Origin of the sequence: Vibrio sp. FF145 (genome assembly GCF_041439075.1) — a bacterium.
GTDB lineage: Bacteria > Pseudomonadota > Gammaproteobacteria > Enterobacterales > Vibrionaceae > Vibrio > Vibrio tasmaniensis_A.
The window spans coordinates 136,021-162,903 of sequence record NZ_JBGONH010000001.1; the positions used below are offsets into that span (position 1 = coordinate 136,021).

The 26,883-nt window shown below is 45.0% G+C and carries 21 protein-coding genes; 14 read left to right on the forward strand and 7 right to left on the reverse strand.

The features are described from left to right. Positions 1-3: 3 nt before the first annotated feature. Both gloA and ACED42_RS00635 read right to left on the reverse strand, forming a co-directional pair. On the reverse strand, positions 4-381 hold the full coding sequence (gene gloA / locus ACED42_RS00630) for a lactoylglutathione lyase (RefSeq protein ID WP_017101600.1): 378 nt from the start codon (positions 379-381) through the stop codon (positions 4-6). 217 nt (positions 382-598) lie between these two features. Continuing rightward, complete coding sequence (locus tag ACED42_RS00635) at positions 599-1,534, reverse strand: LysR family transcriptional regulator (RefSeq protein ID WP_371700956.1); 936 nt, start codon at positions 1,532-1,534, stop codon at positions 599-601. 330 nt (positions 1,535-1,864) lie between these two features. Here ACED42_RS00635 and ACED42_RS00640 point away from each other — a divergent pair, with 330 nt between their 5' ends. The 5 genes from ACED42_RS00640 to ACED42_RS00660 all read left to right on the forward strand — a co-directional run bounded on the left by ACED42_RS00640 (position 1,865) and on the right by ACED42_RS00660 (position 8,001). Further along, positions 1,865-2,794 carry a hypothetical protein gene (locus ACED42_RS00640; protein WP_017096898.1) on the forward strand — a complete coding sequence of 310 codons (930 nt, stop codon included), beginning with the start codon at positions 1,865-1,867 and terminating at the stop codon, positions 2,792-2,794. A 634-nt stretch (positions 2,795-3,428) separates the two neighbouring features. After that, the gene (locus ACED42_RS00645; protein ID WP_371700958.1) at positions 3,429-4,070 is read left to right on the forward strand and encodes a magnesium transporter; all 642 of its coding nucleotides are present in this window, start codon (positions 3,429-3,431) and stop codon (positions 4,068-4,070) included. Further along, the gene (locus tag ACED42_RS00650) at positions 4,070-5,059 is read left to right on the forward strand and encodes an efflux RND transporter periplasmic adaptor subunit (protein ID WP_371700959.1); all 990 of its coding nucleotides are present in this window, start codon (positions 4,070-4,072) and stop codon (positions 5,057-5,059) included. The genes ACED42_RS00645 and ACED42_RS00650 overlap by 1 nt, the downstream gene beginning before the upstream one ends. 255 nt (positions 5,060-5,314) lie before the next feature. Next, positions 5,315-7,291, forward strand: coding sequence for an alkyl sulfatase dimerization domain-containing protein (locus ACED42_RS00655; protein ID WP_102257821.1), 1,977 nt, complete (start codon positions 5,315-5,317; stop codon positions 7,289-7,291). Positions 7,292-7,512: 221 nt separating this feature from the next. After that, positions 7,513-8,001, forward strand: a complete 489-nt coding sequence (locus ACED42_RS00660) for a hypothetical protein (protein WP_102548248.1) — start codon at positions 7,513-7,515, stop codon at positions 7,999-8,001. A gap of 91 nt (positions 8,002-8,092) precedes the next feature. Here the strand turns inward: ACED42_RS00660 and ACED42_RS00665 are convergent, their stop codons facing one another. Next, positions 8,093-11,191 (reverse strand): efflux RND transporter permease subunit, encoded by a 3,099-nt coding sequence (locus tag ACED42_RS00665; protein WP_371700961.1) that lies wholly within the window; start codon positions 11,189-11,191, stop codon positions 8,093-8,095. Between the two features lie 8 nt (positions 11,192-11,199). Then, complete coding sequence (locus tag ACED42_RS00670; protein ID WP_102249539.1) at positions 11,200-12,315, reverse strand: efflux RND transporter periplasmic adaptor subunit; 1,116 nt, start codon at positions 12,313-12,315, stop codon at positions 11,200-11,202. 218 nt (positions 12,316-12,533) lie between these two features. On the opposite strand from ACED42_RS00670, the gene ACED42_RS00675 reads away from it, so the two are divergent. Beyond that, the gene (locus tag ACED42_RS00675; protein ID WP_004736309.1) at positions 12,534-13,148 is read left to right on the forward strand and encodes a TetR/AcrR family transcriptional regulator; all 615 of its coding nucleotides are present in this window, start codon (positions 12,534-12,536) and stop codon (positions 13,146-13,148) included. A 43-nt stretch (positions 13,149-13,191) separates the two neighbouring features. On the opposite strand, the gene ACED42_RS00680 is transcribed toward ACED42_RS00675, so the two are convergent. Continuing rightward, complete coding sequence (locus ACED42_RS00680) at positions 13,192-14,103, reverse strand: LysR family transcriptional regulator (protein ID WP_102249538.1); 912 nt, start codon at positions 14,101-14,103, stop codon at positions 13,192-13,194. Positions 14,104-14,259: 156 nt separating this feature from the next. Between ACED42_RS00680 and ACED42_RS00685 the strand changes: the two genes are divergently transcribed. Together ACED42_RS00685 and ACED42_RS00690 are read left to right on the forward strand one after the other, a co-directional pair. Beyond that, a complete protein-coding gene (locus ACED42_RS00685; protein ID WP_017101594.1) occupies positions 14,260-14,565 on the forward strand; it encodes a monooxygenase in 306 nt (101 codons plus the stop codon). Between the two features lie 70 nt (positions 14,566-14,635). Next, positions 14,636-15,010, forward strand: a complete 375-nt coding sequence (locus ACED42_RS00690) for a hypothetical protein (RefSeq protein ID WP_009847186.1) — start codon at positions 14,636-14,638, stop codon at positions 15,008-15,010. Positions 15,011-15,103: 93 nt separating this feature from the next. Here ACED42_RS00690 and ACED42_RS00695 read toward each other — a convergent pair whose 3' ends face one another. Continuing rightward, positions 15,104-15,622, reverse strand: coding sequence for a lipocalin family protein (locus tag ACED42_RS00695; RefSeq protein WP_102249537.1), 519 nt, complete (start codon positions 15,620-15,622; stop codon positions 15,104-15,106). Between the two features lie 322 nt (positions 15,623-15,944). Between ACED42_RS00695 and ACED42_RS00700 the strand changes: the two genes are divergently transcribed. Next, on the forward strand, positions 15,945-17,660 hold the full coding sequence (locus ACED42_RS00700) for an amidohydrolase (protein ID WP_102249536.1): 1,716 nt from the start codon (positions 15,945-15,947) through the stop codon (positions 17,658-17,660). Between the two features lie 101 nt (positions 17,661-17,761). Here the strand turns inward: ACED42_RS00700 and ACED42_RS00705 are convergent, their stop codons facing one another. Then, the gene (locus ACED42_RS00705; protein ID WP_102249535.1) at positions 17,762-19,018 is read right to left on the reverse strand and encodes an MFS transporter; all 1,257 of its coding nucleotides are present in this window, start codon (positions 19,016-19,018) and stop codon (positions 17,762-17,764) included. Between the two features lie 101 nt (positions 19,019-19,119). Between ACED42_RS00705 and ACED42_RS00710 the strand changes: the two genes are divergently transcribed. The 5 genes from ACED42_RS00710 (at position 19,120) to ACED42_RS00730 (ending at position 26,808) form a co-directional block, all read left to right on the forward strand. Next, positions 19,120-19,887, forward strand: coding sequence for an ABC transporter ATP-binding protein (locus tag ACED42_RS00710; protein ID WP_371700965.1), 768 nt, complete (start codon positions 19,120-19,122; stop codon positions 19,885-19,887). A gap of 17 nt (positions 19,888-19,904) precedes the next feature. Next, the gene (locus ACED42_RS00715; RefSeq protein WP_371700967.1) at positions 19,905-20,816 is read left to right on the forward strand and encodes an ABC transporter substrate-binding protein; all 912 of its coding nucleotides are present in this window, start codon (positions 19,905-19,907) and stop codon (positions 20,814-20,816) included. Next, on the forward strand, positions 20,816-22,813 hold the full coding sequence (gene fhuB, locus ACED42_RS00720) for a Fe(3+)-hydroxamate ABC transporter permease FhuB (protein WP_371700969.1): 1,998 nt from the start codon (positions 20,816-20,818) through the stop codon (positions 22,811-22,813). Before ACED42_RS00715 ends, fhuB begins: the two co-directional genes overlap by 1 nt. A 281-nt stretch (positions 22,814-23,094) precedes the next feature. Continuing rightward, positions 23,095-24,051: a GntR family transcriptional regulator gene (locus ACED42_RS00725; RefSeq protein ID WP_269336062.1), complete on the forward strand. Its 957-nt coding sequence runs from the start codon at positions 23,095-23,097 to the stop codon at positions 24,049-24,051. A gap of 603 nt (positions 24,052-24,654) precedes the next feature. Then, a complete protein-coding gene (locus ACED42_RS00730; protein ID WP_102249532.1) occupies positions 24,655-26,808 on the forward strand; it encodes a TonB-dependent receptor in 2,154 nt (717 codons plus the stop codon). Positions 26,809-26,883: the final 75 nt, after the last annotated feature.

Sequence of the window (26,883 nt, forward strand, 5' to 3'; positions counted from 1 at the left end):
CGATTAACCCAGTTGAATCAGTTCGATTTGGTAGCCATCTGGGTCTGTGATAAATGCGATGTGCGTTGAGCCACCTTTTACTGGCCCCGCTTCGCGAGTGACGTTGCCACCCAGTGATTTGATCTTGTCGCATGCGGCGTAAATATCTTCCACACCCAATGCCAAATGACCAAACGCGCTGCCCATCTCGTACTCGTTAGTATCCCAGTTGTACGTTAGCTCGATAGTCGTGCCGCCTTGTTCGTAGCCAACAAAAACCAATGTGTAGCGGTAGTCTTTGTTTTCGTGGCGTTCAAGCTCTTTCATGCCTAATACTTTGGTGTAGAACTCGATAGACTTGTCTAAATCAGCAACTCGGATCATTGTGTGTAGGAATTTCATATTTCACCCTTATTGGCACCACAAGCATGGCGCCGTTATGATTTTGAGTGGAGGTTATCCACTAATCTCTGAGTGAAATAATACGATTTAGCGAGGAATTAAGGAAATTATCAAAAATTCTCAATGTGATAATTTTTTGTTATGAATATTATGACTAGCACGAACTCAATGACACAAAAAAGGGAAGCCAATGCTTCCCTTCGAGTTAGACTCTCAATTAAAACCGCAAACGCCTACCTTTAAGCGTCTTCGACATCGCATCTGATGTACTGATGACTTGTTCTCGGAACCATTTATGAGCAGGGTCATTATTCTGCTTCTTTAACCAAATCAAATAGTGAGATATAGGCTGATATTCAAAAGGTGGCTTAAACAACTGTAAACCTAGCCTTTCTTGAAACTGCACAGCCATAGATAAAGGCACTACGGTGATGTAATCCGATTGGCTACATAGCAAGATATTACTGAACAGTGAGCGCCCGTGAAACACGATTTTACGCTTAGATAAATCCAATGATGTGTAGTGATTTAAACTGCGAACTTTCCGCCGTGTTCTATCTAATACGGCATGCTTTTCATTCATGAATTGCGCTTCGCTGATTTCACCTTGGATTCTCGGGTGATCCTCTCTACACACAATAACAAACTCGCCTTCATATAGAGTTTCACTAACAATGCTTGGGTGTTCAGGTACCACAATATCGATCATTGCATCGAACTCTTGAGTCAAAAGGTCTTCGTAAATACGCTCATCACTGTCTGGTTGGTCAAAGACTTCTAGCGATAGATTTTGATTAGGAAGCGCAGCAAAACTATTGAGTAAAATCCACTGTAAGTGCTCAGGTGAAGAAATCACAAACTTACGTTCAGAGGATTGCTCATCAAAATTAGCCATCGACTGAAATACATCATTCAATTCATGAATCGGCGTTTTGATTTGTTCATACAAACTTTGAGCATAAGAAGTAGGCGTAACACCTCTTCCTTTACGAACAAAAAGCTCTTGGCCAATCTCTTTTTTTAGGCGGGCTAACGCGGTACTGATGGTCGATTGGTTGGTACTGAGTTGATCCGCAGCCTTACTTAAACTGCCCTGCTCCATCACCGCAGAAAACACAGCAAGTAGGTTGAAATTGGGGATTTCGTTGCTCATATATCATTACTCGTTAGGCGACCATAAACACCATGCTATCGTAAAAACGATTAAATATCGTCAATAAAAACATTTATTAAAGGTATAACGCATCGATTATTTTGCTAATAAATAGCATATTAACCAGACTTTACTCACACTCATCAACCCTCAATAAATCTTCATATATTGAGACAATAAAGCCCTCCCTTCTCCGTAAGCCCTTTAATAATGGGGCGTACTTCATGCAACGCGCTTTGAAACCACAACATTGTCTCAAATTACATGACACTGAGTTTCCGTTCGGTACATATACATTCCTTTTGTGAATACTACAATGGCACCAAAATAATGACCCTCGGTATCAATATGAAAAACACTAAAATAATTTCCCTACTCTTAAGCGGTGCGGCTATCGCTTACTCTGGTTCTGCGCTGGCTGAAAAGGAACAACTCTCAGTTCAGGAAGCCGCAAAAAAATCGGCTAACCCGGTATCTGACGTATGGATGCTAATCACTCAGAATGATTACACCTTTCTTGAGAAAGAAGATGGCCACCATGAAATGCAAAACCGTTTCAGCTTTCAACCAGTAATGCCTGTTCCTATCATGGATGGCGAATGGAACTTGGTGAACCGTCTGGTAGCCAACCACTACAGTTCACCAGGTGACCGTGAAGACGGTGATTTCTTTGAAGGTCGTACAAATGGCATGGGAGACACCGTCTTTCTATCAATGGCAGCGCCTAACCGTGATGACGGCTGGATTTGGGGTGTTGGTCCAACGGTGATCATGCCAACTGGTACTGATGGTTTAACCCAAGATAAATGGCAAGTAGGCCCTGCGGCAATGGTCGCTCGCCTTGGTAAAGAAACCGGTAACCCAGCAAGTATTGAAAGCTGGAACGTTGGTTTCTTAGCTCAGCAATGGTGGGATGTAGGCGGTAGCGACAGCGTTACTGAATCAACCAATCAAGCGGACATCCAGTACTTCTTAAACTATCGTGTCAGCAACACCGCGTTAATTGGTATGACGCCTAATATTCAAATTGATTGGACAAAAGATGGTTCCGACCAATTTACTGTACCTGTCGGGTTAGGCTATATCGATATGTTTAAGATTGGACCGATGCCTGTTCGTTGGGGTGTAGAACTTCAATATTACGTAATGAAACCAGACGCAAATGTTAATACGACCAATCCAGCTGAGTATGTGCCATATGCACCAGATTGGAACCTAAAATTCTTTATTGCTCCTGTTACATTAAACCCGTTCAAATAATCGATTAAAATCCTCCCTAGAGCTGGTCTAATTTATTCAATATTTTAGGCCAGTCTTTTTAGTACTTTTCATCGACTTCTATGATCCAAACCAAGTTAATGAACAATGTTTTCTATCTGTATATGAGCCTTTTCAAATAAATCACTTTACCGATTTAGAGTTATAACTACTAATCGTAATTACGATATTATCAAATCGTAATTCTGGGTAGATACTGGTCAAAACTCTTCCTATTATCCTGCTAACAAATCAATCACCAGCCCAAATAGAAAACTGACAAATGTTTTACTTTGGTATGTCAATTGTCATGGAAGAGCCCCTCGATTGTCGAGGTAATACACGTAATAAAAACAGTCGCTAGAAAGCCGCGCGAATATTAATTCGAACGCTTCATAGCCATTTCATTTACGTCTGCTAACAAATAATAAAGATTGATTTGTAGAGAAGCATATTCGCTTCTTGATACCGAGAATCGGTTGTCTGGACTGTGCAATATCACTTTAAATATCCATCTATTACTTTTGTTTATTATGAGCACTAATCTACCCACATAATAGACATCTACTTTTTAAGATGTCATTAAAGGTGACTTCTAGGCTGCAAATTCTCTCTTCTTATTGATGTAGGTTGAGATATGAACTTTATAAAAATCATTTTCCAGAAAATCTGGGCCGTTGTGATGGTCTTGATTAAATTCTGCCTGTTTATGGCGGTAATGTTTGCTGGTGCATGGGCTCTTGCACCGTTAGGCACTATCCATTCTAAAGACATCGACATGTCTCAATTCAACAATCATCCCAATGAAATGATGATGAACTTCTTCCAGATGGAGTACTTCTCTGGTTACTTGTTCTCGGTGACCATTGCTGTGGTATTAGCCGGTGTTTACGGCATGTGGCAGTTGCATGAACTGGGTGTGCATAAAGCAAAAGAACACAAAAGCGCTCACGTACAGATCGTGTTTGCACTGTCACTTTGCGGGCTCTTCATCAGCAAAACATTCTGGGTTATCGCCTTGGTTATCGCGCTAGCGAACTGGAAACATATTGGTCAATCACTGAGTGATGTCATTCGCCGTGGTGTGCAGCCTAAACAAGACGCGACCAATTCAGAGGCAGCCGCAGTCCACGTATCACCTGAAAAATCGGCAACAGAGCCGTCTCAAACACAACAGTCTCCAGTAGAACCGTCTTCAGAAGTTCAGCCTTCAAAAGAACAGGCTTCAGAAGAAAAGACTCCAACAAAACCATCCCCTACAGAAAAAGAGGTCGCATAATGAAAGAGATGATGATTCCATACATCCTAATTGTATGGTCACTGTTTGCGACAGGCGCACTGAAGAAGAACTTCAAAAACTACACGTGGGCTGCCATTGGCGGCGTAACGATTCTTGCGGTATTGGCGGTTATTTCTCGCTTGTGGGCGCCGGTTGATTTAACGAACTCAACCACAGTAAAAGCACCACACGCGGTAATGTCGCCTGTATTTGGCCAACAAATTGATGAAATCCATGTTGACCACAACCAACGAGTAAAAGAAAACGATGTACTTTACACACTCGTCGACATTAACTCTGCAGCTGACAAAGCAAAGATCGAATCTGCCATTGTTAAGAAGGAAGAACAGATCAAGCAGATGACACGAGATCTTGAGCGTGCTGAAACATCACCGCAAATCTTTAATGCGCGTGATGTTGAGAAATACGATTCTGACCTACGTGTAATGAACGCTGAACTTAATTCATTGGTTGCCGATCTTCAAAAAGTGAACTGGGCGCAAGAGAAAAAGACGATTCGTGCTGAGTTTGATGGACAAGTCGCGATTGTCAACATTGCCGAAGGTTCAGTCATGGGCAACATGCACCTTTACAACACCAACAAGAAATTTTTAGAAATGCGAGTTTCTGATCAAACTTACGGATATGTTAAAAAAGGCGATTTCGCAGAGTTTTTCGTTGATGCATACCCAGGTCACGTGTTCAGAGCAAAAGTACACAGCTTCACAACCGGTACTGGCGAAGCGGCTATTTCTCCATTTCAAGGCCCACAGAGTGTTGGTCAACACGTTGTAAGAAATAGTAACGGATTAGGCCGTACCATCGTTCTTGAGATCATCGAACCAGAAGGTTTCGATATCCCAATTGGTGCGGCTGGTGCGGCTTGGATTTCTGCTGAGAAACCGCATCCGTTCTGGGGCTTCATTGATGTTATCGGTGCAGCAACAGTTCGCCTGCAATCTTACAAGTCTTACTTAGGAGCTTGGTAAGCACTTAGATAATCGAAAATATTACTTTTAGTTCTTTAAGAAATGCCCTAGTTTTCAGGGCATTTTTGTATCTATCACAAACCAATCTTCCTAATTTAACCTCCGATATAAATCGAAAAAACAATATCAATGATAATCCAATCATCGCAAAAGCGATATGTTGAAATACTATTAGCGTGTAGATAGCGACCTCTACCCTCTCTATTATTTGAGTCAAGAAATCCAATTCCTGTATCCAAATATAAGGTCACTATCATGACTAATACATTCAAAAAAATGGCTCTTCCTGTTGCTATCGCAAGCGCTCTATTTGCTTCTGGTTTTGCATCAGCAACACCCACTGTTGAAGCAGTATCGAAAGTAGGCCAAGAACTTCAAACGGCAAACGCAGCTCAATACCAAAACATCGATCTTGATGCACGCTACAAAAGCGAGGTTCTATTCGAACACAAGTCAAACATGTTCTGGGGTAAAGGCGAACGTATCCAGGTTGTTTCTAAAACGGGCGATTCTCTAGCTTACACTGCAGAATCTGACCACGTTCATCCAATCCTAACCAAGCATGGTCGTAAAATGGACCAAGCTATCATCCAAGTAGATGACAATATTTACCTTGGTTACGGCTTCGGTCTAGACACACCAGTCATGATTGAAGGTACTGACGGCATCATCATTGTTGATCCAGGCGAGTCAGTAGAAATGGCTCAATCGGTTAAAGAGCAGTTCCGTCAAATCACAGACAAACCGGTTAAAGCAATCATCTACTCTCACAACCACATCGACCACATCTCTGGCGTGCGTGCATGGGTTACTGACGAAGAAGTAGCATCAGGTGAAGTAAAAATCATCGCTGAAGAAGGCCTAACAGCTGCAGTGGCTAACTGGTCTTCAAACCTAGGTACTCTATTTGGTCACCGCACTTCTTACACAGGTGCTAAGCACGTAGAAGAAGGTGAGCACGGTACAGTAAATGACGGCCTTGGCCCACGCTTCATGCAAGGTGCTATTTCGTTCATCGAACCAAACCTCCTTGTACCAAGCCAAAGCCACATCGAAATCGAAATCGCTGGCGTGAAAATGCACATTGAGAACGTGCCATCTGAAACGAAAGATGAGTTAGTGGTTTACTTCCCAGATCAGAAAATCCTGCACGCTGCGGAAGTACTTCAAGGAGAGAACTTCCCTAATCTTCACACTATTCGTGGTACTAAATTCCGTGACCCATCAATGTGGTTCAAGGGCATCGACGTAATGCGTAAGTTCGACACTGAGATCATGATTAACTCTCACGGTCGTCCAGTTGAAGGTAAAGAAGCGGTAGCTGACGTACTAACGGCTTACCGTGATGCGATTCAATACACGCATGACCAAACTATCCGTTACATGAACAAAGGTATGACGCCGGACGAGCTAGTTGAAGTCGTTAAACTTCCTAAGCACCTTGCTGAGCACCCTTGGTTAGGAGAGCACTACGGTACCGTTGCACATGCTGTTCGTCAGATCTACGTTGGTTACAACGGTTTCTTCGAAGCAGATCCATGGCAATTAGAGCCAATGGCTTACGAGCAACGTGCTAAAGCGTTCGTAGAGATCATGGGCGGCCGTGAGAACATCCTTACGACTGCACAAGCAGCAATTAAGGCTGAAAACTACACATTTGCAGCAGAAATTCTTTCTTACCCAATCACGGTAAACAAGCAAGATATGGAAGCTCGCGAGATGAAAGCACAAGCTTACAAAGCATGGGCTGCAGACCAAGTGAACATCAACTGGCGTAACTGGGCGCTTAACGCGGCGGCTGAACTAGAGAACAAACGTGACTTCTCTAACATGATCAGCTTCGCTTCTGTTGACGTGCTTACTGCGCTACCAAGTAAGCAGATCTTCGACATGATGACTTCAACGCTTATCGCAGAAAACTCGTTAGACGTGAACATGATGCTAACGTACAACTTCTCTGATACGAACGAAGCATTCACTATCGAAATCCGTAACGGTATTGCTCAGTTACACGAAGAAGCAGTAAAAGGCGCAGACGTTCAAATCGACACCACTCGTGCAGTACTGAACCAAATCTTGATTGCGGGTCCAAACGCTCAACAAGTGATTGGTAGCAACCTACAGTCTGGTGCATTCAAGTTCTCGAACGGCGACATCAAAGGCTTCGGTCAATTCATGAGCTACTTCGATAAGCCAATGACTCCAGAAGAGATCATGCTAATCGTTCGCTAATAGCGAGTTCGAACGGTCGCTCTTCGGCGATAGCTCTTCGATGATAGCTCTTCGATGATAGCGTGTTAGTAAACAATCACTAACACACTATCAACCAATACGCTGACCGCTTCACATGGACGACAAACAAATACAGGGACCCTTTGTGGTCCCTTTTTTTATCGTCAGGTTCGGCTTCTGCCGTCAGATTCTTAACCCTGTTATAGGTCTCGATAACCATTATGTTAAAACGATTTGCTCTGATTCTTTCACTTACCTCTTCACTCACGTTTGCCTGTGGTCTTCACCAAGATACCGGATTTAGTTTGGTGACAGAGCCCGGTTCACTCGAGGTATTTGGCAACGTCATTACAGCCAGACAAGACGATGAATTCAACAACCTCAATAAGCCGGATCACTTTCGAGTCTTTGCCATCAAGGCCGCGCTTGCGAAACCCCACCCAAGCAAAATTGAGTTCAACTTATTCGAAGCAATCAAAGGTCATTACAGCCAAGTGAAACTTGAGAAGGATGTCGATGTGTCAGGTAGAGATACTTTGCCTACTGAAGAAGATCTACTGTTAATTACTGAACTCGATGTGTTCGATGCGCTAGCAACTGGCACTATATCTTGGGATCACGCGACACTAAACGGTTTGGTGATCATCAATGGCCCACAAGATAAACGAGAGCAACTTGAAGATTGGCTTAGTGATATTTTTGAAGGGTAGTTGGAATGAATTTAGTGAGAGAACAACGCCATAATCGAACCAGATACGGCTCGATTATGGGTAATTGAAGAGCACTTAAATTGAAAAACAGTTACGCAGCTTGAGTCACTATGTTTTTACGCTGATTTTTAGTCATCAAATGATAAACCACAGGCACAAAGTAGAACGAGATAAGCGTGGTTAATACTGTACCGCCGACAATCGCGACTGCAAATGGAGGCCAAAAACCGCCACCAGCAATAATCAATGGCATAAAGCCACCAACGGTTGTAATCGTTGTCGAGCTGATATGGCGAGTACACGACATCACTGCCTCAACGACCGCGTCCACATTGCCTGATGAGGCTTGCTTATCGAGTTTCAATTCCGTCAGAATCACAATGGCCGCGTTAATCGCTAAGCCCGCAATGCCGAGCATGGCGATGATCACCGTAAAGCCGAACGGATAACCGAAGATCCACACCGATAACAGCCCTAGCCCACCAGCCAATCCTGCTACCATGAAGATAATGCTACTCATTCGGAACGAGTTGAACGACATCACCACCACCAACACCATCAATACCACCACAACGGCGACATTCGAGATAAGGCTGTTGACTGAATTATCTCGTTCAGCGGATTCGCCACCAAAACCAATCGTGTAACCCGATGGCATCTGATAGCTTGCTAGGCGTTTTTGGAATTCATTAAGCACGGTTTGAGGCAAGACTCCTGCTTCAATGTAGCCCTCAATGGTATTCACACGTTGCCCATTTCGGCGGGTTATCGCGCCGCGACTGGTCGTCAATTCAAGTTCGGCCAGTGTCGATACGTTAATACCTGTCGAGTAGACATCTGAACTGATTGGTAAACGGATATTGCTTAAATGCGCTAAGTTCTCACGCGCCTCATCTGCCACACGAACACGGATTGGTACCGACTCACTGCCTTCAATCACAGAGCCACTTTCACGACCTGTCAGAGTAGTTTGCAGCATACCTGCGAACTGGTTCAATGAAATACCGTTGAGTTTCGCGGTATCTTCATCGACCTTCAACCACACCTTCGGCGTACCCGGTTGCAGCGTTTCCCTTGTGTGCGTCACATGAGGAACACCCGCCAAAATCAATCGCACATCCTCACCAATCGCTTTTAACGTATCGAGGTTTTCACCATACACCCGCAGTTCAACGGGCGCGGTAAATGGAGGCCCTTGATTAAGCTTACGTACCAAGATTTGTGCTTCCGGCACCTCTTCATCCAACACCTTTTGCAACTGTGGAATTAGCGCATTGGCTTGGTCAAAGTTCTCTGTTTTCACCATGGCTTGCGAGAAGTATGGCGCATTATTTTGCCTTGCTTGCAGGTTGTAATAGAAGGATGGGAAGTTTGCACCCACGAGCCAATCGATACGCTCCACTTCAGGGTAACGATGAATGATATCGTCGATTTTTTCAGAGGTGTTTTTAGTGGCATAAATGCTCGCTTGCGGCGGCATATAAACCTGAATCTCAAACATGTCTCGGTCTGATGGCGGGAAGAATTGCTCAGTCAGCTGAGACATACTCCAGTAACCGGTAAACGGAACCAACAACACCAAAGCAATCGTGATGATTGGATGCGTGACACCAAAGCGGACAGAAGATGAGAACCAGCGCGTCAAAGCCGGGATTCTCAAACCCGTCATGTACCAATGGTGCTGTCCTTTCTTGTCGACATCACTGAGTTGCTTGGGCAGTAGCTTGGTCGCCAATCCTGCGATTAAGGTGTGCGAGATAATGTAAGAGCCGATCAATGAGAAAGAAACGGTAATCGCAATTCCCCCCACAAACTCACCCGATGCACCCGGCATCAAGATAATCGGAGCAAACGCCAACACGGTAGTTAAGGTTGAGCCTAATAACGGCACCCATAAATGCTTCAATGCATTCATGGTCGCTTCAGCGCGCTGTTGTCCTTTCAAGCGATAAGCTTGAATGGTATCGACCATCACCACCGCATTATCAACCATGATACCGAGCGCCACAATTAGGCCTGTCACCGACATTTGGTTAATCGGTACACCAGTCATTTTCATGATCGACAGGGTCAATAATGAGGTTAACGGCAGAGAAATGGCGACTAAGATCGCGGCACGTACGCCTAAAGTGACAAACAGCACAATCAAAATCAGACCGAAACCGATCATCAAGCTTTTGCCTAAATCGTCTAAGCGAGTCTCGGTATAACCTTGCTGATTAAACAGCACTGTCACCTTAACGTTACTTGGTAACTCTTGCTCAAATTTACCAATCAGAGCATTAGCTCGCGACGTCCAATTATCAACTCGCAGATCAGGATGCATTCTTGCCGCTACAATCACACCCGGCTCACCATCAATAATGGCAATCTGGTCTTGCGGGGTTTTCTCACCACGCCTCACAGAAGCAATGTCTTCCATACGGATGATGTGACCTTTGCTATCAGTGGCTATTGGCACTTGCTTAATACGTTCAATAGAATCGAGTTCAGATTTAATTTCTAAGCCAAAGCGAGAATAAGCACTCACTAACTCGCCGGCGGAGTTCTTGGCGTCTGCCCCTTCGAGCGACTCAGCAATATTGGCACTTGAACGCCCTAAGGCAGCGGCATCGGCCGTACGTAAACTGATTTGAATCTCTTCTTGTGGCATCCCGTATTCATCAACGAATTCAGTACCCGACAAAGTTCTTAGTCGCTTAGCAAGTTCTTTGGCATAGCGCCCGAGTGTTAATCGGTCAGGTTCACCTGCACCAGACCAGGTTAGAGATGCGATAGTTGTGAAAGCATAGGTATGATCACTGTCGAGATCGGGAGAATGAGAGCCCGCAGGCAAAATGGATTCGATGTCAGATAGCTTGTCGCGAGCTTGAGACCAAACTGGCTCAGGCTCGGTGATGGTGTCATTCAATTCTAAGGTGACAATAGACACGCCCGGCCTTGAGGTTGAGCTCACGAGTTTAACTTCACTCAGCTCACGCAGCTTGTTCTCGATAACTTCTGTTACCAAGGTTTCAACACGCTCGGCACTGGCTCCGGGGAAACTGGTTGTGATGTTCGCGTAACGGTTGATGATTACTGGGTCTTCTGCACGTGGCAACGTCATGAACGCAGAAATACCACTCACCATCAGCAGTGCTGTCATTAAGATAAGCAGTCGAGTGTTGGAAATAGTCTCTATGATTTTCATGCTATTTCCTATTCAGCAGTCACGCTTGCTGGCTTCACGGTTTGTCCAGGAACTAAACGATGTAAGCCACTGGCAATCACTTGTTCACCGTCTTCAATCGCCCCACTCACGTACGCTTGTTGATTGTTGGCAAACAACACCTGAACACTTCGGCGCTCAACTTTGTTGTCTTCACCAATCACAAAGATGTTCCACACACCGCGCAATCCATCAATCAAACCCGTTAATGGCACCCAGTAGCCTTGGTCATCAATCTGCTCATCAAATTTCAAATAGGCAAGTTGCCCTTCTAACACCGACGATTGTTCAGGAAACAAGTAACGCAAACCGACACTGCGAGACTGTGTGTCGACCATTGCGCCCGGATTCAACAGGCTCACAGCGAATTCATCTCGCCCGACGCGAATACTTGGGGCGGAAAGTGAAGTAACCTTTTTCATTTGATGGGCAGGAATACCGATCAAGGCTTCTTTCCCTTCAGAGGCAAGCAGTGTAAGAGTTGGATTCCCTACATTCACTACATCTCCAAGCGAGACAAAGCGTGTTGCGATGGTCCCTGAATATGGCGCACGAACTGTCGATTTCACCAGCTTCAATTGATTGCCTTTTACCGAGGCATCAATACGCAGCAAGTTCGCCTGCAATACGCGTTGCTCACTGGTCAACGAATCAATCTCAGCTTCGGCACTGAAGCCTTTCGCTTTCAATGAACGTTGACGTTTAAGGTTCGCTGCTACCAAACTCAATTGGGCTTTGACTTCTTCAGCCTGCGCTTTCAGTTGGCTAGACTCGGTTTCCAAAAGTTGGTTATCCAGTCTGATCAACGGCTGACCCGTTGTGACTGTGTCACCGACATCCACCAGAATCTCGTTTACTTTTCCCGCCAGTTCGAAACCTAAATTAGCCTGCTGACCCGCCTTAACCACACCCACATATTCACGCTGCACTGCATAAGAGGAAGAGAGCGCCAAGGCCATCGTTTCCACGGTTAAAATGGTTTGGACGCTCGATGCCGTTTCAGCGGTTGAATCAACCCACTCTTGGGCTTGTTCCTTTTCGCCACATCCAACAAGAAAAGCCGACAACGCCACTGCCACTGCGCTTCCCTTCATCAATTTATACATACGTACTGTTCCTATGCGGTACTCAATTATGTTCTTTTTTTAGACTAACCAAATCAAACTAGACTGTCTAGTTTGATTGTGTTAAAAATAAGTTTCATCGTTAATGATTGATAAAAGCATCACAAAAAGCATAATGCTTAGCGTAAAACGAGACACATAGAACTGAGCACCAACAGGCGCTAAGCAACGAGACAAACTAGGTAACGAGAAGCAAGCACGTGACTAAAATCATCAAGAGTGAACAGAAGAGATCGCAGATCTTAACCGCAGCCAGCCAACTTTTCTCTGAACATGGCTTCAAGATCAATATGGATCAGATAGCCAAAGCAGCGAACGTTTCTAAGCAAACGGTCTACTCTCACTTTAAAAACAAAGACGAACTTTTCGAAACCTGCATGCAAACCAAGTGTGCGGAGCGAGAACTCAGTCCTGCAGCCTTTGATATGGATGCTGCGGTGGGTGATGAGTTGGTGAAGTTTGGTGTGAAGTTTCAGGATTTATTACTTGATGAACAATCTAGACAAACCTTTCAAAATGCCATTAGCCAAGCGAATACGCATCCAGAGATCGCCTCTATCTATTTAGAAACTGGGCCTCAGAAAACCACCAAATTACTTGCTGATTATTTGCAGTCGAAAATAGATTCTGGTGATCTCACACTGTCGACATCAAGCTCGCCAGTTATTGCAGCACGCCAACTGTTGCTGATGTTTCACGGCAAATCGGCATATTGGGGATTCTTCGGACACGATAGCGGAGAATCTGAAGAAGAAAGACTTCACTACACTCGCGAATGTGTCGCGCTGTTCTTAAACGGCAATCAGCCTCGTTAATCGTTCAAGGCCCCTAGTTAATCGTTCAAGGTTCATGTCGCCGTTAGCTCACATTAGAAGCTGACTCAAGAAGTAACTCATAGAAACGTTTAGCAGCTGGGCCTGTCTTGGCTCCTTTTGGTAAAGTCAGGTGCAGCGGAACGTGATACCCACTGCCATTTTCGACATTCAACACGGTGAGCTTGTCACTTCCTCGGCTTTCAACAATGTGCTTTGGTAGTCGACAATACCCGACTCCCTGCTCTACCGCGCCAAACGCATGGTCGAAATTGTCCACCGTAATACGCTGACTCGACTTCAACCAGCCCACATCCTGTTTGTTCCCTTGCTTTTTGCTGCCTTGACTAGTTTGAGCACCTAAATCTCGCACCACAATTTGCGGCAAAGACGACAGTTGATTCAACGACACTGAAACGGCACTTGCTAACGGATGTGAGCTAGCAACTACTGGCTCCATCATCGTAAAACCAAAGGCTTCGGCTGAGTAATTAGTAATAGGCAAGTTGATGATAGCCACATCAGCCAGTTCTTGAGTCACCAGTTCGGTTGTTTTAGACAGAGACGTTTCAATCACTTGTATCGATGTGGTGTTGTTCTCCGTCAAAAATGCAGCCATCGGTTGATAAAGGCGTTCAAGGCAGCACAAGTGATCAACAGCAACCACAATTTCAGACTCAACACCTTTCGCTAGCTGTTCACTGATCAACTCTAGCTCGCGAGCTTGTTCCAACATACTGCTTGCACGCCGCAACAGTGATTTCCCATCCTCCGACAATACCGCCCGACGCCCTTCAACCTGCACTAAAGTCACGCCTAATTGGTCCTCCAATTTTCTCAGCGCATAAATCAGCGTGGTATGGCTCTTGTTCAATTGCACTGCCGCCGCCTGAATGCTGCCTGCACGGTCAATTTCGTAAAGCGTTTGCCATTGGTCGAGGGTGGTTTTCAATCTCATCGGTCTAAAATCCTGACAGTTAATAACTATATTATGAACTTTTCTGTCTGTTTTTTACAGGTAATATCTATTTCAACAGGCAATCAAGCCTCCTATGTTTTGCGAAATGACCATGAGTCTCAGCGCAATACCAAGTAACTGTTTGGAGAAATAACCATGAAATTATTACAAGTCGATTTTGAATTTAGCGGCCCATTTGGTGAAGAGATGTCAAACGCACTCGTTGACCTAGCAAAGTCTATTAACAACGAACCGGGCATGATCTGGAAAATTTGGACAGAGAACGAAGCAGAAAAACTGGGCGGTGGTGTCTACCTTTTTGAAGACCAACTCAGTGCAGAGACGTACCTAGCGATGCATAGCGCTCGCTTAAAAGAGATGGGGGTTGAAGAAGTGCGTGGTGTGATTTTTGACGTCAATCAGCCATTAACTACCATTAATAAAGGCCCAATCAACGGTTAATCAAACTTGTTCATTCGCTGAATGACAACAAAGATACTGAATAGCTAAGTAATAAATAGAGAGATACGTAATGAACAACAAAACTTTTCTTAGCCTACACGGCATTATTTACGCAGGGTTTGCCATCGCACTGTTTTTTATCCCAACGGTAATGTGGCCCATGTACGGCGTAGAGATCAATGATAAGTACGCGTACTTTCTCTCTCAACACACCAGTATATTTTTGGGTGGTATCGCTGCAATAAGCTGGCTGCTTAGAGACATTGAACCTGGCTTGTCCGCTAAAAAGCTCATCCAAGGCTTGGTGGTTACAAATATGCTCGGCGCCATCATCACATTGTATGCGGCATTTACAGGAATATTTGTTGGCTTCGGCTGGAGTGATCCGGCGTTCTTCCTTTCACTATCGGTGCTCAGCGTGTTGCAGGTTCGTCGACAAGGCTAGTTCATACAAAACCAAACCAATAAAAAAGGAACAGATGCACTCATCATCTGTTCCTTTTTCTCAATCAACTGTCGTTAACCTAGCGCGCTCAGCTTATTTACCGTGCTCAACGTAAATCAATTCATCAGTATTGAAGCCACGCTCTTTAGACATCGCTTTGAACTTCTCCATCACTCCTGGTGCAACCTCTGGTGTTCTTGAAAGTAACCACAAGTAGTCGGTATCTGGGCCCGAAACAAACGCGTATTGGTAATTCTCTTTGTCCAACTCAAACACCACATAAGCGCCGTAGAAAGGGCCAAAGAAAGACACTTTCAAATAGCCTTGTTCGCTGCCTTCAACAAAGTACGCCTTGCCTTCCGCTTCGTTCCATTCGCCATCTTCCGCCGAATAGCCGCGGTTAATCACCTTAACGCCACCATCATCACGCAAGCTGTATTCCGCGCTGATGTTATCTAAGCCACGCTCAAACGAGTGGTCTAAACGAGCCACTTCGTACCATTTCCCTAAGTATCTATCCAACTCGAACTGTTGAACGGGCTTAACCGTTTCGGGCATGCCGACACAACCACCCAATAAGATCACGCTAAGCAGCAATAATATTTTTTTCATCCTAACCTCGACTTGTTTTTATTAGTAATGCGAGTAAACCTTGTGAAAACATAAACTTACATCCTTGGTAATACGTTAAATCCATTTTTAAAGTTCACCTAACTGTAATTTATTCAGAATCTTATGTGAATTGTTTAGTCTGCGAATGAATCAATGGTGTTTCATTGATGTTCGATATTGAGTCGGAGTCACCACAAAATATACGGCAAGTTAACTTAATCAGGAGAGCAACTATGGACACTTTATTATTAAAAATCCGCGATATGATTCTTACCACTCGCTTTCTATACTTACTAAACAGTGGAACATGGAATAAATAACAATGAACAATAAGCTCACTTTGCCACGCACTGCATGGATTGCATTATTCGCTAGCCTAGTCTCTGTGCCATCGGCTTTTTCTCAAAGCCTAACCGCAGACCAGATCTTTACCAATGCCGACATATATGGGCATCGCGAGTCAGACTCGATCGTTACCCATAAAGGCAAGATCATCTTCATCGGTGACCACGCTCAGGCGCAATCTTTTCAAGGTCAGAGTACCGATGTCATCGACTTGGAGAATGCCTTTGTTTTGCCGGGGTTCATTGATAATCATAACCATGTGTTTGAAGCCGCCTCAGAGCTGGGTGGCAATTGCGAACTAGACTCTGAAGCCACATTAGAAGAGCAAATCCATTACTTAGAAGCGTGTAAAATCAATGCCGAAACCAATGGTCGAGGCTGGCTGATGGGTTATGGCTTTTCTTTGGAATCGACACTCGACAGCGACTCTGAATACACACCACTTGAGATCATCGACAGCATCTTCCCTGATCGCCCCGTGGTGTTTATGGAGCAAACTTCTCACTCGATGTGGGTCAACTCGAAAGCCTTAAAAATAGCCAGAATCAGCCAACAATCTCCTGACCCACAAGGTGGCGCTTATTTAAAAGACCAAGACAGCGGCAAGCTCAATGGCATCTTATTAGATAACGCTGGCGACCAAATTATGGAGATGGCGTGGAACAGCCAAAGCGAGCTCTTTGAACAAAGCTACCAAGGGTTAATGTTCGGTCTTGAAGAAGCCGCTGCGCACGGCATTACCACCATTGGTGACGGCCGGATGTATTGGAAACGAGGTTGGTACGACGTTTGGCTAGAAGCGGAACAAAACCAAGATTTGACGGCTCGCGTGTCATTACGCCCTTGGGTTTACCCATCAATGGCGATACCCTCTCAATTAGAAGTCTTCGAGAAGATGTATTCCGATGATAAAAGCCGTCTGTTGCTCGTTGATCAGGTAAAAATGTACAGCGATGGCATCTTCATTAACGGTACAGCAAAAACACTCGCGCCCTATTTAGATACCTATCTGCCACAGTCTCCCAATGGCCTAAACTATATTCCACCAGCACAGATGAAAGAGTGGCTAACCGCGCTCGATAAAATCGGTTTTAGTGCGCACATTCATGCGATTGGTGATGGTGCCGTTCGTGAATCTCTTGATGCGATAGAAAGCGTGCGTAAACAAGGTTCGCAAAAGCCTTATACCCTAACTCACATAGAGTTAATCAATGATGAAGACGTTCCCCGCTTCAAGCAGCTCAATGCCTCGGCGGACTTCCAAGTCGGTTCCGATGACGTAGCCAAACATCAACACCAATGGGCCGAAGCTTTCCTTGGTGCTCGCCGCGCCAAAGCCATGATGAACTTAGACGCGATACTTAAGACTGATGCCAATATCACCTTGAGCAGTGACTGGAACGTACACGACATCAACCCTCTAGTTGGAATCGCAAATAGCTTAATCATGGGTAAAACAGGCCTAACTGATATCTACACAGCTATCGACGCTTACACGCTCAATGCAGCAAAGAGCCTTGGTATCGAAGACGTCACGGGGTCTATTGAGGTTGGGAAATCAGCGGACTTCGCGATTCTCAACAAAGACATCACTACAGTATCGGCAAGACAAATAGCCAAGACTCAGGTGTTGATGACAGTGTTAAGAGGGGATGTGGTTTTCGAAGACGCTGCTTTCAAAGACATAAATTAGCAAACCAACGTTCGACACAAAGCCGTTTGCTACCAGTTAATTTGCTATCCGTTAGCTCACTTCCAATTGATTCACTAAAAAGTATCAGGGGAAATATAAGATTAAGCTTGCTCAGCGAGCTTGGTATTTCCCTTTATTTTTACAACATAAGTCGTCGCGAAAATCAGTAGAGAAAATAGCCCACATAAGTAGATGGGATACTGAGGGTTCAAGGTTGAAGTAAACGCAAGTAATGAAGCGACGCCATAGCCTAGAGTATGAGACATAGCGATGTACCCTGCGGCTGCGCCCAGAGCCTCACTTTGCTTTTCGGTGGCGAATAACGTGTAAGCAGGAACAAGCAACGCTGCGCCAATCGCTGTCAGTACCATCGCCACAGCTAACGCCCACATACTGGGAATCAAGAACACTCCAAAGCCGACAAGCAAACCCAATGCCCCCCAACGGTACATAACAAACGGTGTCAGCTTTTCTTTTTTGATAACCAAGAGTTGAGTAGCAAAAGTACAGGCAGCACTGATAGTCAAAAGAATCCCGATCGTGTCACTTATTTGATCGGTAGGCCAACGGGTGATCGAATAGATCAGTGGAGAAAAACTGTATTGCAACAACGCGACTGCGGCACACAACAACATCCCGCAAGATAAAAAAGGCAGTAATGTTTTATTCGGTAACCAAGGTGCTTGCCCTATTCCTTCTGCCTTCCGAGTTTCTTCTTTAGGGGTTGGTAACAACATCGTGACAAGTAAAGCAACACACGGCAAAAAGATCATCACGATCAGGGGAGCAAAAGGCGATAACTTTAACGCTAAAATGGAGACCAAAGGCCCAATTAATCGACCAACACTTAGGCCAAGACTCACCGAAGTAATAGCCTGTAAACGGTTTCTCTCACCACACAACAATATCGCCCAATGTTGACTCGCGGGCACCATTCCAGACACCGTACAACCATAAATTATTCGCGCCACCACCAGTCCGATCAAACAAAACACTAGCGCCTTTTCTTGGTCACTATTCATCGCAAAAAAACACAAAAAAGCAAAGCTGACGGCCATGCCTACCAATGCCTGAATGACGACTTGTTTAGGTCCATATTTGTCGCTCTGCCTTCCCCAAAAAGGCGCAGACGGCAGAAATAATATGCTTCCTATTGCGATAAGAATCGACCACGTAGGCAAGCTGAATGCAGACTGTTCCACAAGAAAAGGCAGGGAAACGAGTAAGCCGTTTTGCCCAATTCCCATAAGAGCCGAAGCAAGACCAATAGCCAATAGTTGAAATTTTTTATTTTGTATCACAGACATAATATCGAAGGCGCTAGATAAGGTTGGTAGGTTCGTAGTGGGCACGAGCATATTACAATGATAAATAGATTGATTTAGCGAATAATTATCATTTTGATTTCACTGTGTTACATTAGCGGCTAGCAGCCCATAACTCAACTTCATATTGCATTATGTACACACTTACCAATGCCTCGTTCGAAATCGACGGTAAGAAAATCCTTTCGCCAACGACTTTGACCTTTGAACCAAAGAAGATCACCACCTTGCTTGGTCATAATGGATGTGGCAAATCGACACTAATTAAACTGTTAAGTCGACAAAATACGCCAACAGAAGGTGACGTTTTCTTCAATGAGCAACCACTCGCCTCATACAGTAACCTTGAATTTGCACACCAAGTCGCCTACCTGCCGCAGCACCCACCGATTACTGATGGCGTAACCGTTCGTGAACTGGTTTGCTTTGGCCGTTACCCATGGAAAGGCGCATTTGGACGTTACAGCAAAGATGATTATGCCATCGTAGACGAAGCGATTGAGAAAGTTGGCCTTAACGCCTTTTCTGACCGATTTGTCGCAACACTTTCCGGCGGAGAAAGACAAAGAGCTTGGGTCGCCATGCTGCTTGCTCAGCAAAGCCAATGTATTTTGCTTGATGAACCAACCTCAGCACTCGATGTCGCGCACCAGCATGAATTGCTCGCTTTAATCAAAGAGCTTAATCAGTCACTCGGCTTAACCGTGATCATGGTGCTTCATGATGTCAACATGGCCGCCAAATTCAGTGACCATTTGATTGCGCTTCATTCTGGAAAAGTGATTGCTTCCGGTTCGCCTAAAGATTTGATGACGCCAGAAACACTGATGCAAATCTACGGAATGGAGCTTGCGCTCTTTAAACACCCTGAGACAGGGCAACCTATCAGCTACATCCCTTAAATCAAAAGGAACCTGTTGTGAAAAAGTTCATCACCATGCTGTTCACAGTATTAGCTTTCAACGCCCTTGCTCTAGAGAGCGTTCACGCACTAGAAATCAAACATGAAATGGGCAGTGCCTCTTTCGATGCTACACCTAAAAAAGTGGTGGCTTTAGATTGGGCACTCACCGAAACTGTATTAAGCCTAGGCGTTGAGTTGCAAGGTGTGGCAGACGCACAAGGTTATCAGCAATGGGTGGTAAAACCTGCGTTAAATGCAGACGTGACAGATGTGGGATCTCGAAGAGAACCAAACCTAGAGCTGCTAACAGAACTCAAACCTGACGTCATTTTAATCAGCGAGCATATGGCGGCGGCCTACCACCAGCTCAATAAAATCGCACCTGTCTTGGTTTACAGTGTCTACAGCAAAAAGAAACAACCTCTTGAATCCGCAACTTCGGTTACCCTCTCTTTAGGCAAGCTATTTAACAAAGCACAACGCGCCCAACAAGTGATTGATGAGACAAACAAGAGATTAAGCGATAATGGTGAAAAAATACGTGCCGCAGGCAACTCAGACAAACCACTGATTTTTGCACGCTTTATCAACGACAAAACCTTACGCATTCATAGCCAAGGTTCATTAGCGCAAGCCACCATAAGCAGCATGGGCCTTAAAAACGACTGGCAAGAGCAGACAAACCTCTGGGGTTTTACCACTACAGGTACTGAAAGGCTCGCTGAACACCAACAGACGAATGTGATGATCTTTGGCCCGCTAACGGAAGAAGAGCATAAGAAACTGACTCAATCCCCTCTTTGGCAAGCGATGACGTTTACGCGTACAGACTCCGTTTACGAACTTCCTACCATCTGGACCTTCGGTGGGCTAATCGCTGCTCAAAGGTTTAGTGACCACATTACCGAACTTCTTATCCAAAAATAATGGCTACCGTAAAGATCGAAAAAACCGTCACAGGGCGATTCAATATCAAGGCAGCGGCACTACCTCTCGCTGCTGTTTTGTTGATCAGCTCGCTACTACAAATTACCGCTCCTTACTCGCAAGGGGTTGGCTTGATTTGGGATACGCTGTTTCACTTTGATTCTTCAAATTATCAGCATCTGATTACTCACCTCACCTATTTACCTAGGCTTACCGTCGCTCTCATTTGTGGTTTTGCACTGGCAGTCGCTGGGTGTGTGATGCAATTTGTACTGCGTAACCCCATTGCCTCACCTACCACATTGGGTGTTGCTGCGGGCGCAGAACTCGGCATGGTATTAGGGATCCTTTTAATTCCTGCTAACCTAGCTATCCCAGGGTTTATTCCCGCTTTCATTGGGGGCTGCCTTGCAACAGGCTTAGTTTTTACCTTAAGTTCTGCACGAGGCTTTTCACCATTACACATGGTGTTAGCCGGTATGGTGGTCAGCCTATTTTTAGGCTCACTCAACACCATGTTGCTCATGCTGCATGAACAACGGCTTACCAGTATTTTTGTTTGGGGTGCCGGTGTACTGAATCAGAATGATTGGTCGAGCGTGCAGGTTCTCATACCTTTAGTCTCGATCCCGACGCTGTTATTACTGATTTTACAGCGTCCATTATCAGCGCTGCAATTTGGCGATAATGTCGCCACTTCACTTGGTGTAAACATCAAACAAATCAAATTGCTTTGCTTATCGTTGGCGATCTTTATTACTGCAGCCGTAGTCAGTGAAGTAGGCTTAATCGGATTCGTTGGCATTGTGGCTCCTGCTATCGCTAGGCTTATCGGTGTAAGAGCACTCGCGAAACAGATTCTGGTCAGTGGGTTGGTAGGCAGCTTCATTCTATTGATTGTGGATTTAGTGATTCAGCCCTTCTCTGGCTTCGGTGGCGAACTGCTCCCTACCGGCGCAATGACGGCGCTACTGGGTGCTCCTTTCTTATTGTGGTTACTGCAACGTACCAAGCTGCAGTCCGACCTCAAAAACCGCAGTGAAACCATTGAGCACTACAAATTCGTCAGTACGCGTAAAGTACTGGCCGCGATGTCAGTACTATTGATGGCAATGTGTGTTCTTGCCCTTACAGTAGGTAAAAACCAGTTCGGTTGGAATGTTGAACTCAACCCATCGCTATTCGATCTACGTCTACCGCGTGTATTAGTCGCGCTTTTGGCAGGGATCGGGCTTGCGTTTGCAGGCACGATTATTCAACGCATCTCAAACAACCCAATGGCGAGCCCCGAAGTATTGGGGATCAGCTCAGGGGCTGCTCTGGCGTTAGTGCTCGGCACACTATTTGGCACAGCAGTCGGCCGAGAAGAGCAAATGCTGCTTGGTACACTCGGCGCAACTTCAGTGACTGCCGTGGTTTGGTTAATGGGAAGAAAACACAATTTCGCCCCAACGCAAACCTTGTTAACAGGCATCGCGCTAAGTGCAGGGCTCGACGCTCTACTGCGCATCACAATGAGCTCGGGTAATGAGAATGCAACCGCGCTCCTCACTTGGCTTTCAGGATCGACTTATTTAGTCGCGAATCAAGATGTCATTTTGCTCGCCGTTGGGGTTACCATCATCAGTGCAGTGGCGCTGTCTTTGAATCGCTGGATAGAGCTGATTAACTTAGGCGACGTCACCACAAGCAGCCTAGGTATGAACACAACCGCTGTTCGATTGGCTTTGCTTTTGCTAGTCGCGGCACTAACAACTCTGTGCACCATCGTCATTGGGCCATTAAGTTTCATTGGATTATTGGCGCCGCACATGGCGCGTTCGCTTCACCAATATCGCGCGATTCCTCAAATGCTCACTGCAGCATTATTAGGCGCTATCATCATGGTTGCTGCCGACTGGATTGGTCGTACGCTATGGTTCCCTTGGCAGTTCCCTGCAGGTCTATTAGCCTCTCTAATTGGTGGCGGTTACTTCCTCTATCTAATGAGAAAATAAGCACACACGAGCAGTCAATTTCTCCGCTTAAAGCCCCGTTTGAAGCCTCCATTTGAAGTCGAGACTTTAAGCGGGCTCTCTTCTTACCCACTCATTAATACACTTGCCAATAAAGCTATCACTAACCGATCAATTCCCTATGAACCGCTAAATTACCAACCAACCTATCCATTGCAACAGGTTAATTAACATTGTCTTTTGGTTACAAAAACACAATTTATGGTATTTAAGCCTTTTTGTGTTTACCATGGAATCAAGATTAAACACATACTCTGAGCGTCATGGACATAACGACAATTACAAAGCTCCAACAAAATTTGTTATTCAAGGTCATCGCGAGACTAAAAGCCGACAACGCGAAAGCGGGAAGCAGCCTAAATGAATCATCTTTGGCGCAGCAATTCGAAGTATCAAGAAGCCCTATTCGAGCGGTGCTAAAACACTTGTCAGCGCAAGGCATCACTAAAGTCGTCCCTTATAAAGGGTCTGTATTACAAACCGATGCGGCAAATATCGAAATTTCAGGCCAAGACAACGACCAACAACCTCGCCAAGAACAATTATACCTGCGCGTACTCATGGATTTATTTTTTAGTGAGTTAGGTCAGTCGTTTTCCGAGAAAGACCTGCAACAACGTTATGATGCCAACCGTGGTGAGATGCAAAGCGTACTGCGCCTATTAGAAAACGATGGTATTTTTCGTCGCAGTCCAGGATACAAATGGCAGCTTGATGGTGTGTTGAACACCTTAGAAAGACACACCGAAAGTTATCGCTGTCGACTCATTTTCGAGCCTGCTGGCCTACTCGAACCAACATGGACACTTGATAACAGTGCAATTGAAAGCTGCCGAGATCGCCATGCTCAAGCGATTCAGACCCCAGAATCTGTCAACGCCAGTCATCTCTTTAGCCTCAGTGCTGAGTTTCACGAGCAACTTGCCGCATGTTCGGGAAATCGCTTCTTATTGAGCACCATGCAACAACATAATCGCCTACGTAAAGCGACCGATCTCGTCTCGATGCACATTCAATCTTCGGTCACTAAATCGTGCCAGCGTCGCCTAGAGATCATCGAATTGGTGCTCGAAGGTGACAACCAAACGGCCTCGACAAAATTAGCTCAGCTACTGGAAAATGACATTCGAGTCATGAAACGCACCTACAACGACGTAATGACGGTCTCTATGGAGCAGCGAGAAAGCTTAATCAACAGCATCATGGCAAAAAACAGTTAACTACGTGAGCAGTCAAATCATGGCTGCCCTTATCGTGTCCTTCTACCATCGAAAATACCATTCTGACTTCACGAACACACGAGGGCCTGTTTACCTTTCGTTGTTAAATTTTGTTCAAAAGATCAACAGGCCCTAATACCTGCACTTTCACACCTTCTGAATTATATGGTTCACACCCGCTTAAACACTTGCGGAACAAGGCACTGGCTCTGTTCCGCCCGAGTGACTAACCCCCTCGGCAAACAAGTGTTTCCAAATCTATAAAATAAAATTGTATTTTCATATTGTATTTTCGCAACAAAAACACAATAATAATGATTCTTATTTAGAATTGATAAACTTAACGATAATACTTCGTACTTTAACTATAGAAGTAGTAACCGCTTAGGTGGCGTGAATGCGAACGTATACAAGCTTGAAAGATATCGAGATGAGTATGTTTGGGGCCATAAGTAAGTGACCACGTTAACCTCTTTTCTAATTTAGGAGGCTTCATTTATTACTAACCAGTAAAGATGAACGCTTGTTTACTTATAAAAAACAAAGTCATCGCACAAATATGAGTCTTTGTGCAGCCTTTTATTGATCAAGATTGAGAACAAAATGAAAACCGAAAAAGGAAGTTTCAAGCTTTCCACCGTTACGCTAGCGATTGTCGCAGCAAGCACAGTGTTTACAGCCCAAGCACAAGAATACACAACCGAAGAAAACATGGTGGTTGTCGCAAGCCGAACACCAAAAGCGATCAGCGATATTCCGGGAACAGTTTGGTACATCGACGCAGATAAAATCGAACAGGAATACCGTGGCGGTAAATCATTAGGTGAAATTCTATCGGCGAGCATTCCCTCTTTAGATGTAAGCAGCGGCGCTCGTACTAACTATGGTCAGAATCTACGTGGCCGTAAGATGCTCGTTATGATCGATGGCGTATCACTGCAATCCTCTCGCCAAATCAGCCGCCACTTAGATTCAATCGACCCATTTAACATTGATCGCATCGAAGTGTTATCGGGTGCAACATCTATCTACGGTGCCGGTGCTTCTGGTGGTGTCATCAACATCATCACCAAAAAAGCACAAGGTGAAGAGTTAGAATTCGAATCTTATGTCGGTGGCTCATCGGGCTTTAATTCAGGTGAAGATTTCGATTACAAAGTCGGTCAATCTATCTCTGGCGGTAACGACAAAGTTCAAGCTCGCTCTTCTGTGGTTTACACCGAGACACAAGGTGTATTCGATGCAGATGGCGATATTGTTACTCCTGACATTTCACAAGGCTCACTGCAGTTCAACAAGACGGTAGATTTCCTGACAACTGTCGGCGTGAACCTGTCTGAGACCAAAAAGCTCAACTTCCTAGCACAATATTACGATAGCCAGCAAAACTCTCCTTACGGTCTATACATCACCGGGCGCGATTTTGTTGACGTACGTAAAGGGTTTTACTCGGATCGCGAACACGGAACTGAGCGCATCATGCTGAGTGCCTCTTACGTCGATGATCAATTCCTTGGGCATCAGTTTATTGCTGAAGCTTCATACCGTAAAGAAGACCAAACTTACACGCCTTACTTCCAATCTTCTGGTCAACAAATTACCGATGTTATTTCATTAAAAACAGCACTGGCTAAGAGCTTCAATAAGTTCAATATTGTTTATGGTATCGATGCGTATCAAGATCAGCTTGATAGCAATCAAGCGCTTTACGATCGCACCATTGCGAACAATTCAGGCAACTTAGTCAACAAGACCTATGCACAAGTGGGTCGCTATGCAGGTGTTAAAGTCAGCTCTATCGCAGGCTTTATACAATCTGACTATGCGATCACCGATGATTGGACGGTGGAAGGTGGATTCCGCTACCAATACATCTCTAACAAGATTGATGATTTTGTCGGCTACAGCCAGCAGAAGAAAATTGCTGCTGGTAAAGGCAAAACAGCAGACGCAGTACCAGGTGGTGAAACTGATTACGGTGTTGGCTTATTTAACCTAGGTACGATCTACCACCTTAATAACGAGTCTCAAGTTTGGGCAAACTTCTCGCAAGGTTTCGACCTTGCAGACCCAGCTAAATACTACGGACAAGGCAGCTACAAGCTCGTTGGTGATCACTGGAAACTCAACGACAGCATCAACGTTAATGACTCAAAAATGTCTGGTATCAAAACCAACAGTTTCGAGTTAGGTTACCGCCTTGATACTGGCGAGCTAAGCTTGCAAACCGCGGCTTATTACTCACAATCTGACAAATCAGTGAAGTACAACAGAAAGACATTGCTGATTGAAAACATCAATGACAAAAAGCGAGTGTACGGGCTAGAGGCGATGGCTTCTTACTGGGTACATGACAACATTCAACTGGGCGCTTCTGGTCACTACGTCACCTCTGAAGTGAAAGGTAACGACGGTTGGAAAGATGTATCTGCAGGAAGTGCAAGTACTTCTAAAGCAAGTGCTTGGGCAGGTTGGTATGACACAGACCTATCTGTAAAAGTACAAAGCCAAACTATGTTTGATTACGAAGACGACAAAAACAAACTTGATGGCTACACCGTGTTTGATCTAGTGAGTACGTATCAGCTTCCTGTCGGTAGTCTAGGTTTTGGTATTCAAAACTTACTGAACAAAGACTACACCACTGTTTGGGGTCAACGTGCTCAAATCCTTTACTCGTCTCATTACGACTCAGCAGCGTATGACTACAAAGGCCGCGGCCGTACTTACACTCTGAACTACCAGGTTAAGTACTAATTAATCGGTCTGCATAAGCTGAATTAGTCGCCCACTCTGAAGTGTGGGATGGCTAAAAGACAAAAAGGGTTGGCA

Coding starts and splice junctions, on each gene's coding strand:
- ACED42_RS00670 (WP_102249539.1), bottom strand. CDS start 12,315: ATGTATAAATTGATGAAGGGAAGCGCAGTGGCAGTGGCGTTGTCGGCT.
- ACED42_RS00725 (WP_269336062.1), top strand. CDS start 23,095: ATGGACATAACGACAATTACAAAGCTCCAACAAAATTTGTTATTCAAG.
- ACED42_RS00705 (WP_102249535.1), bottom strand. CDS start 19,018: ATGCTCGTGCCCACTACGAACCTACCAACCTTATCTAGCGCCTTCGAT.
- ACED42_RS00640 (WP_017096898.1), top strand. CDS start 1,865: ATGACCCTCGGTATCAATATGAAAAACACTAAAATAATTTCCCTACTC.
- fhuB (WP_371700969.1), top strand. CDS start 20,816: ATGGCTACCGTAAAGATCGAAAAAACCGTCACAGGGCGATTCAATATC.
- gloA (WP_017101600.1), bottom strand. CDS start 381: ATGAAATTCCTACACACAATGATCCGAGTTGCTGATTTAGACAAGTCT.
- ACED42_RS00690 (WP_009847186.1), top strand. CDS start 14,636: ATGAACAACAAAACTTTTCTTAGCCTACACGGCATTATTTACGCAGGG.
- ACED42_RS00650 (WP_371700959.1), top strand. CDS start 4,070: ATGAAAGAGATGATGATTCCATACATCCTAATTGTATGGTCACTGTTT.
- ACED42_RS00635 (WP_371700956.1), bottom strand. CDS start 1,534: ATGAGCAACGAAATCCCCAATTTCAACCTACTTGCTGTGTTTTCTGCG.
- ACED42_RS00695 (WP_102249537.1), bottom strand. CDS start 15,622: ATGAAAAAAATATTATTGCTGCTTAGCGTGATCTTATTGGGTGGTTGT.
- ACED42_RS00710 (WP_371700965.1), top strand. CDS start 19,120: ATGTACACACTTACCAATGCCTCGTTCGAAATCGACGGTAAGAAAATC.
- ACED42_RS00655 (WP_102257821.1), top strand. CDS start 5,315: ATGACTAATACATTCAAAAAAATGGCTCTTCCTGTTGCTATCGCAAGC.
- ACED42_RS00660 (WP_102548248.1), top strand. CDS start 7,513: ATGTTAAAACGATTTGCTCTGATTCTTTCACTTACCTCTTCACTCACG.
- ACED42_RS00645 (WP_371700958.1), top strand. CDS start 3,429: ATGAACTTTATAAAAATCATTTTCCAGAAAATCTGGGCCGTTGTGATG.
- ACED42_RS00665 (WP_371700961.1), bottom strand. CDS start 11,191: ATGAAAATCATAGAGACTATTTCCAACACTCGACTGCTTATCTTAATG.
- ACED42_RS00700 (WP_102249536.1), top strand. CDS start 15,945: ATGAACAATAAGCTCACTTTGCCACGCACTGCATGGATTGCATTATTC.
- ACED42_RS00685 (WP_017101594.1), top strand. CDS start 14,260: ATGAAATTATTACAAGTCGATTTTGAATTTAGCGGCCCATTTGGTGAA.
- ACED42_RS00680 (WP_102249538.1), bottom strand. CDS start 14,103: ATGAGATTGAAAACCACCCTCGACCAATGGCAAACGCTTTACGAAATT.
- ACED42_RS00730 (WP_102249532.1), top strand. CDS start 24,655: ATGAAAACCGAAAAAGGAAGTTTCAAGCTTTCCACCGTTACGCTAGCG.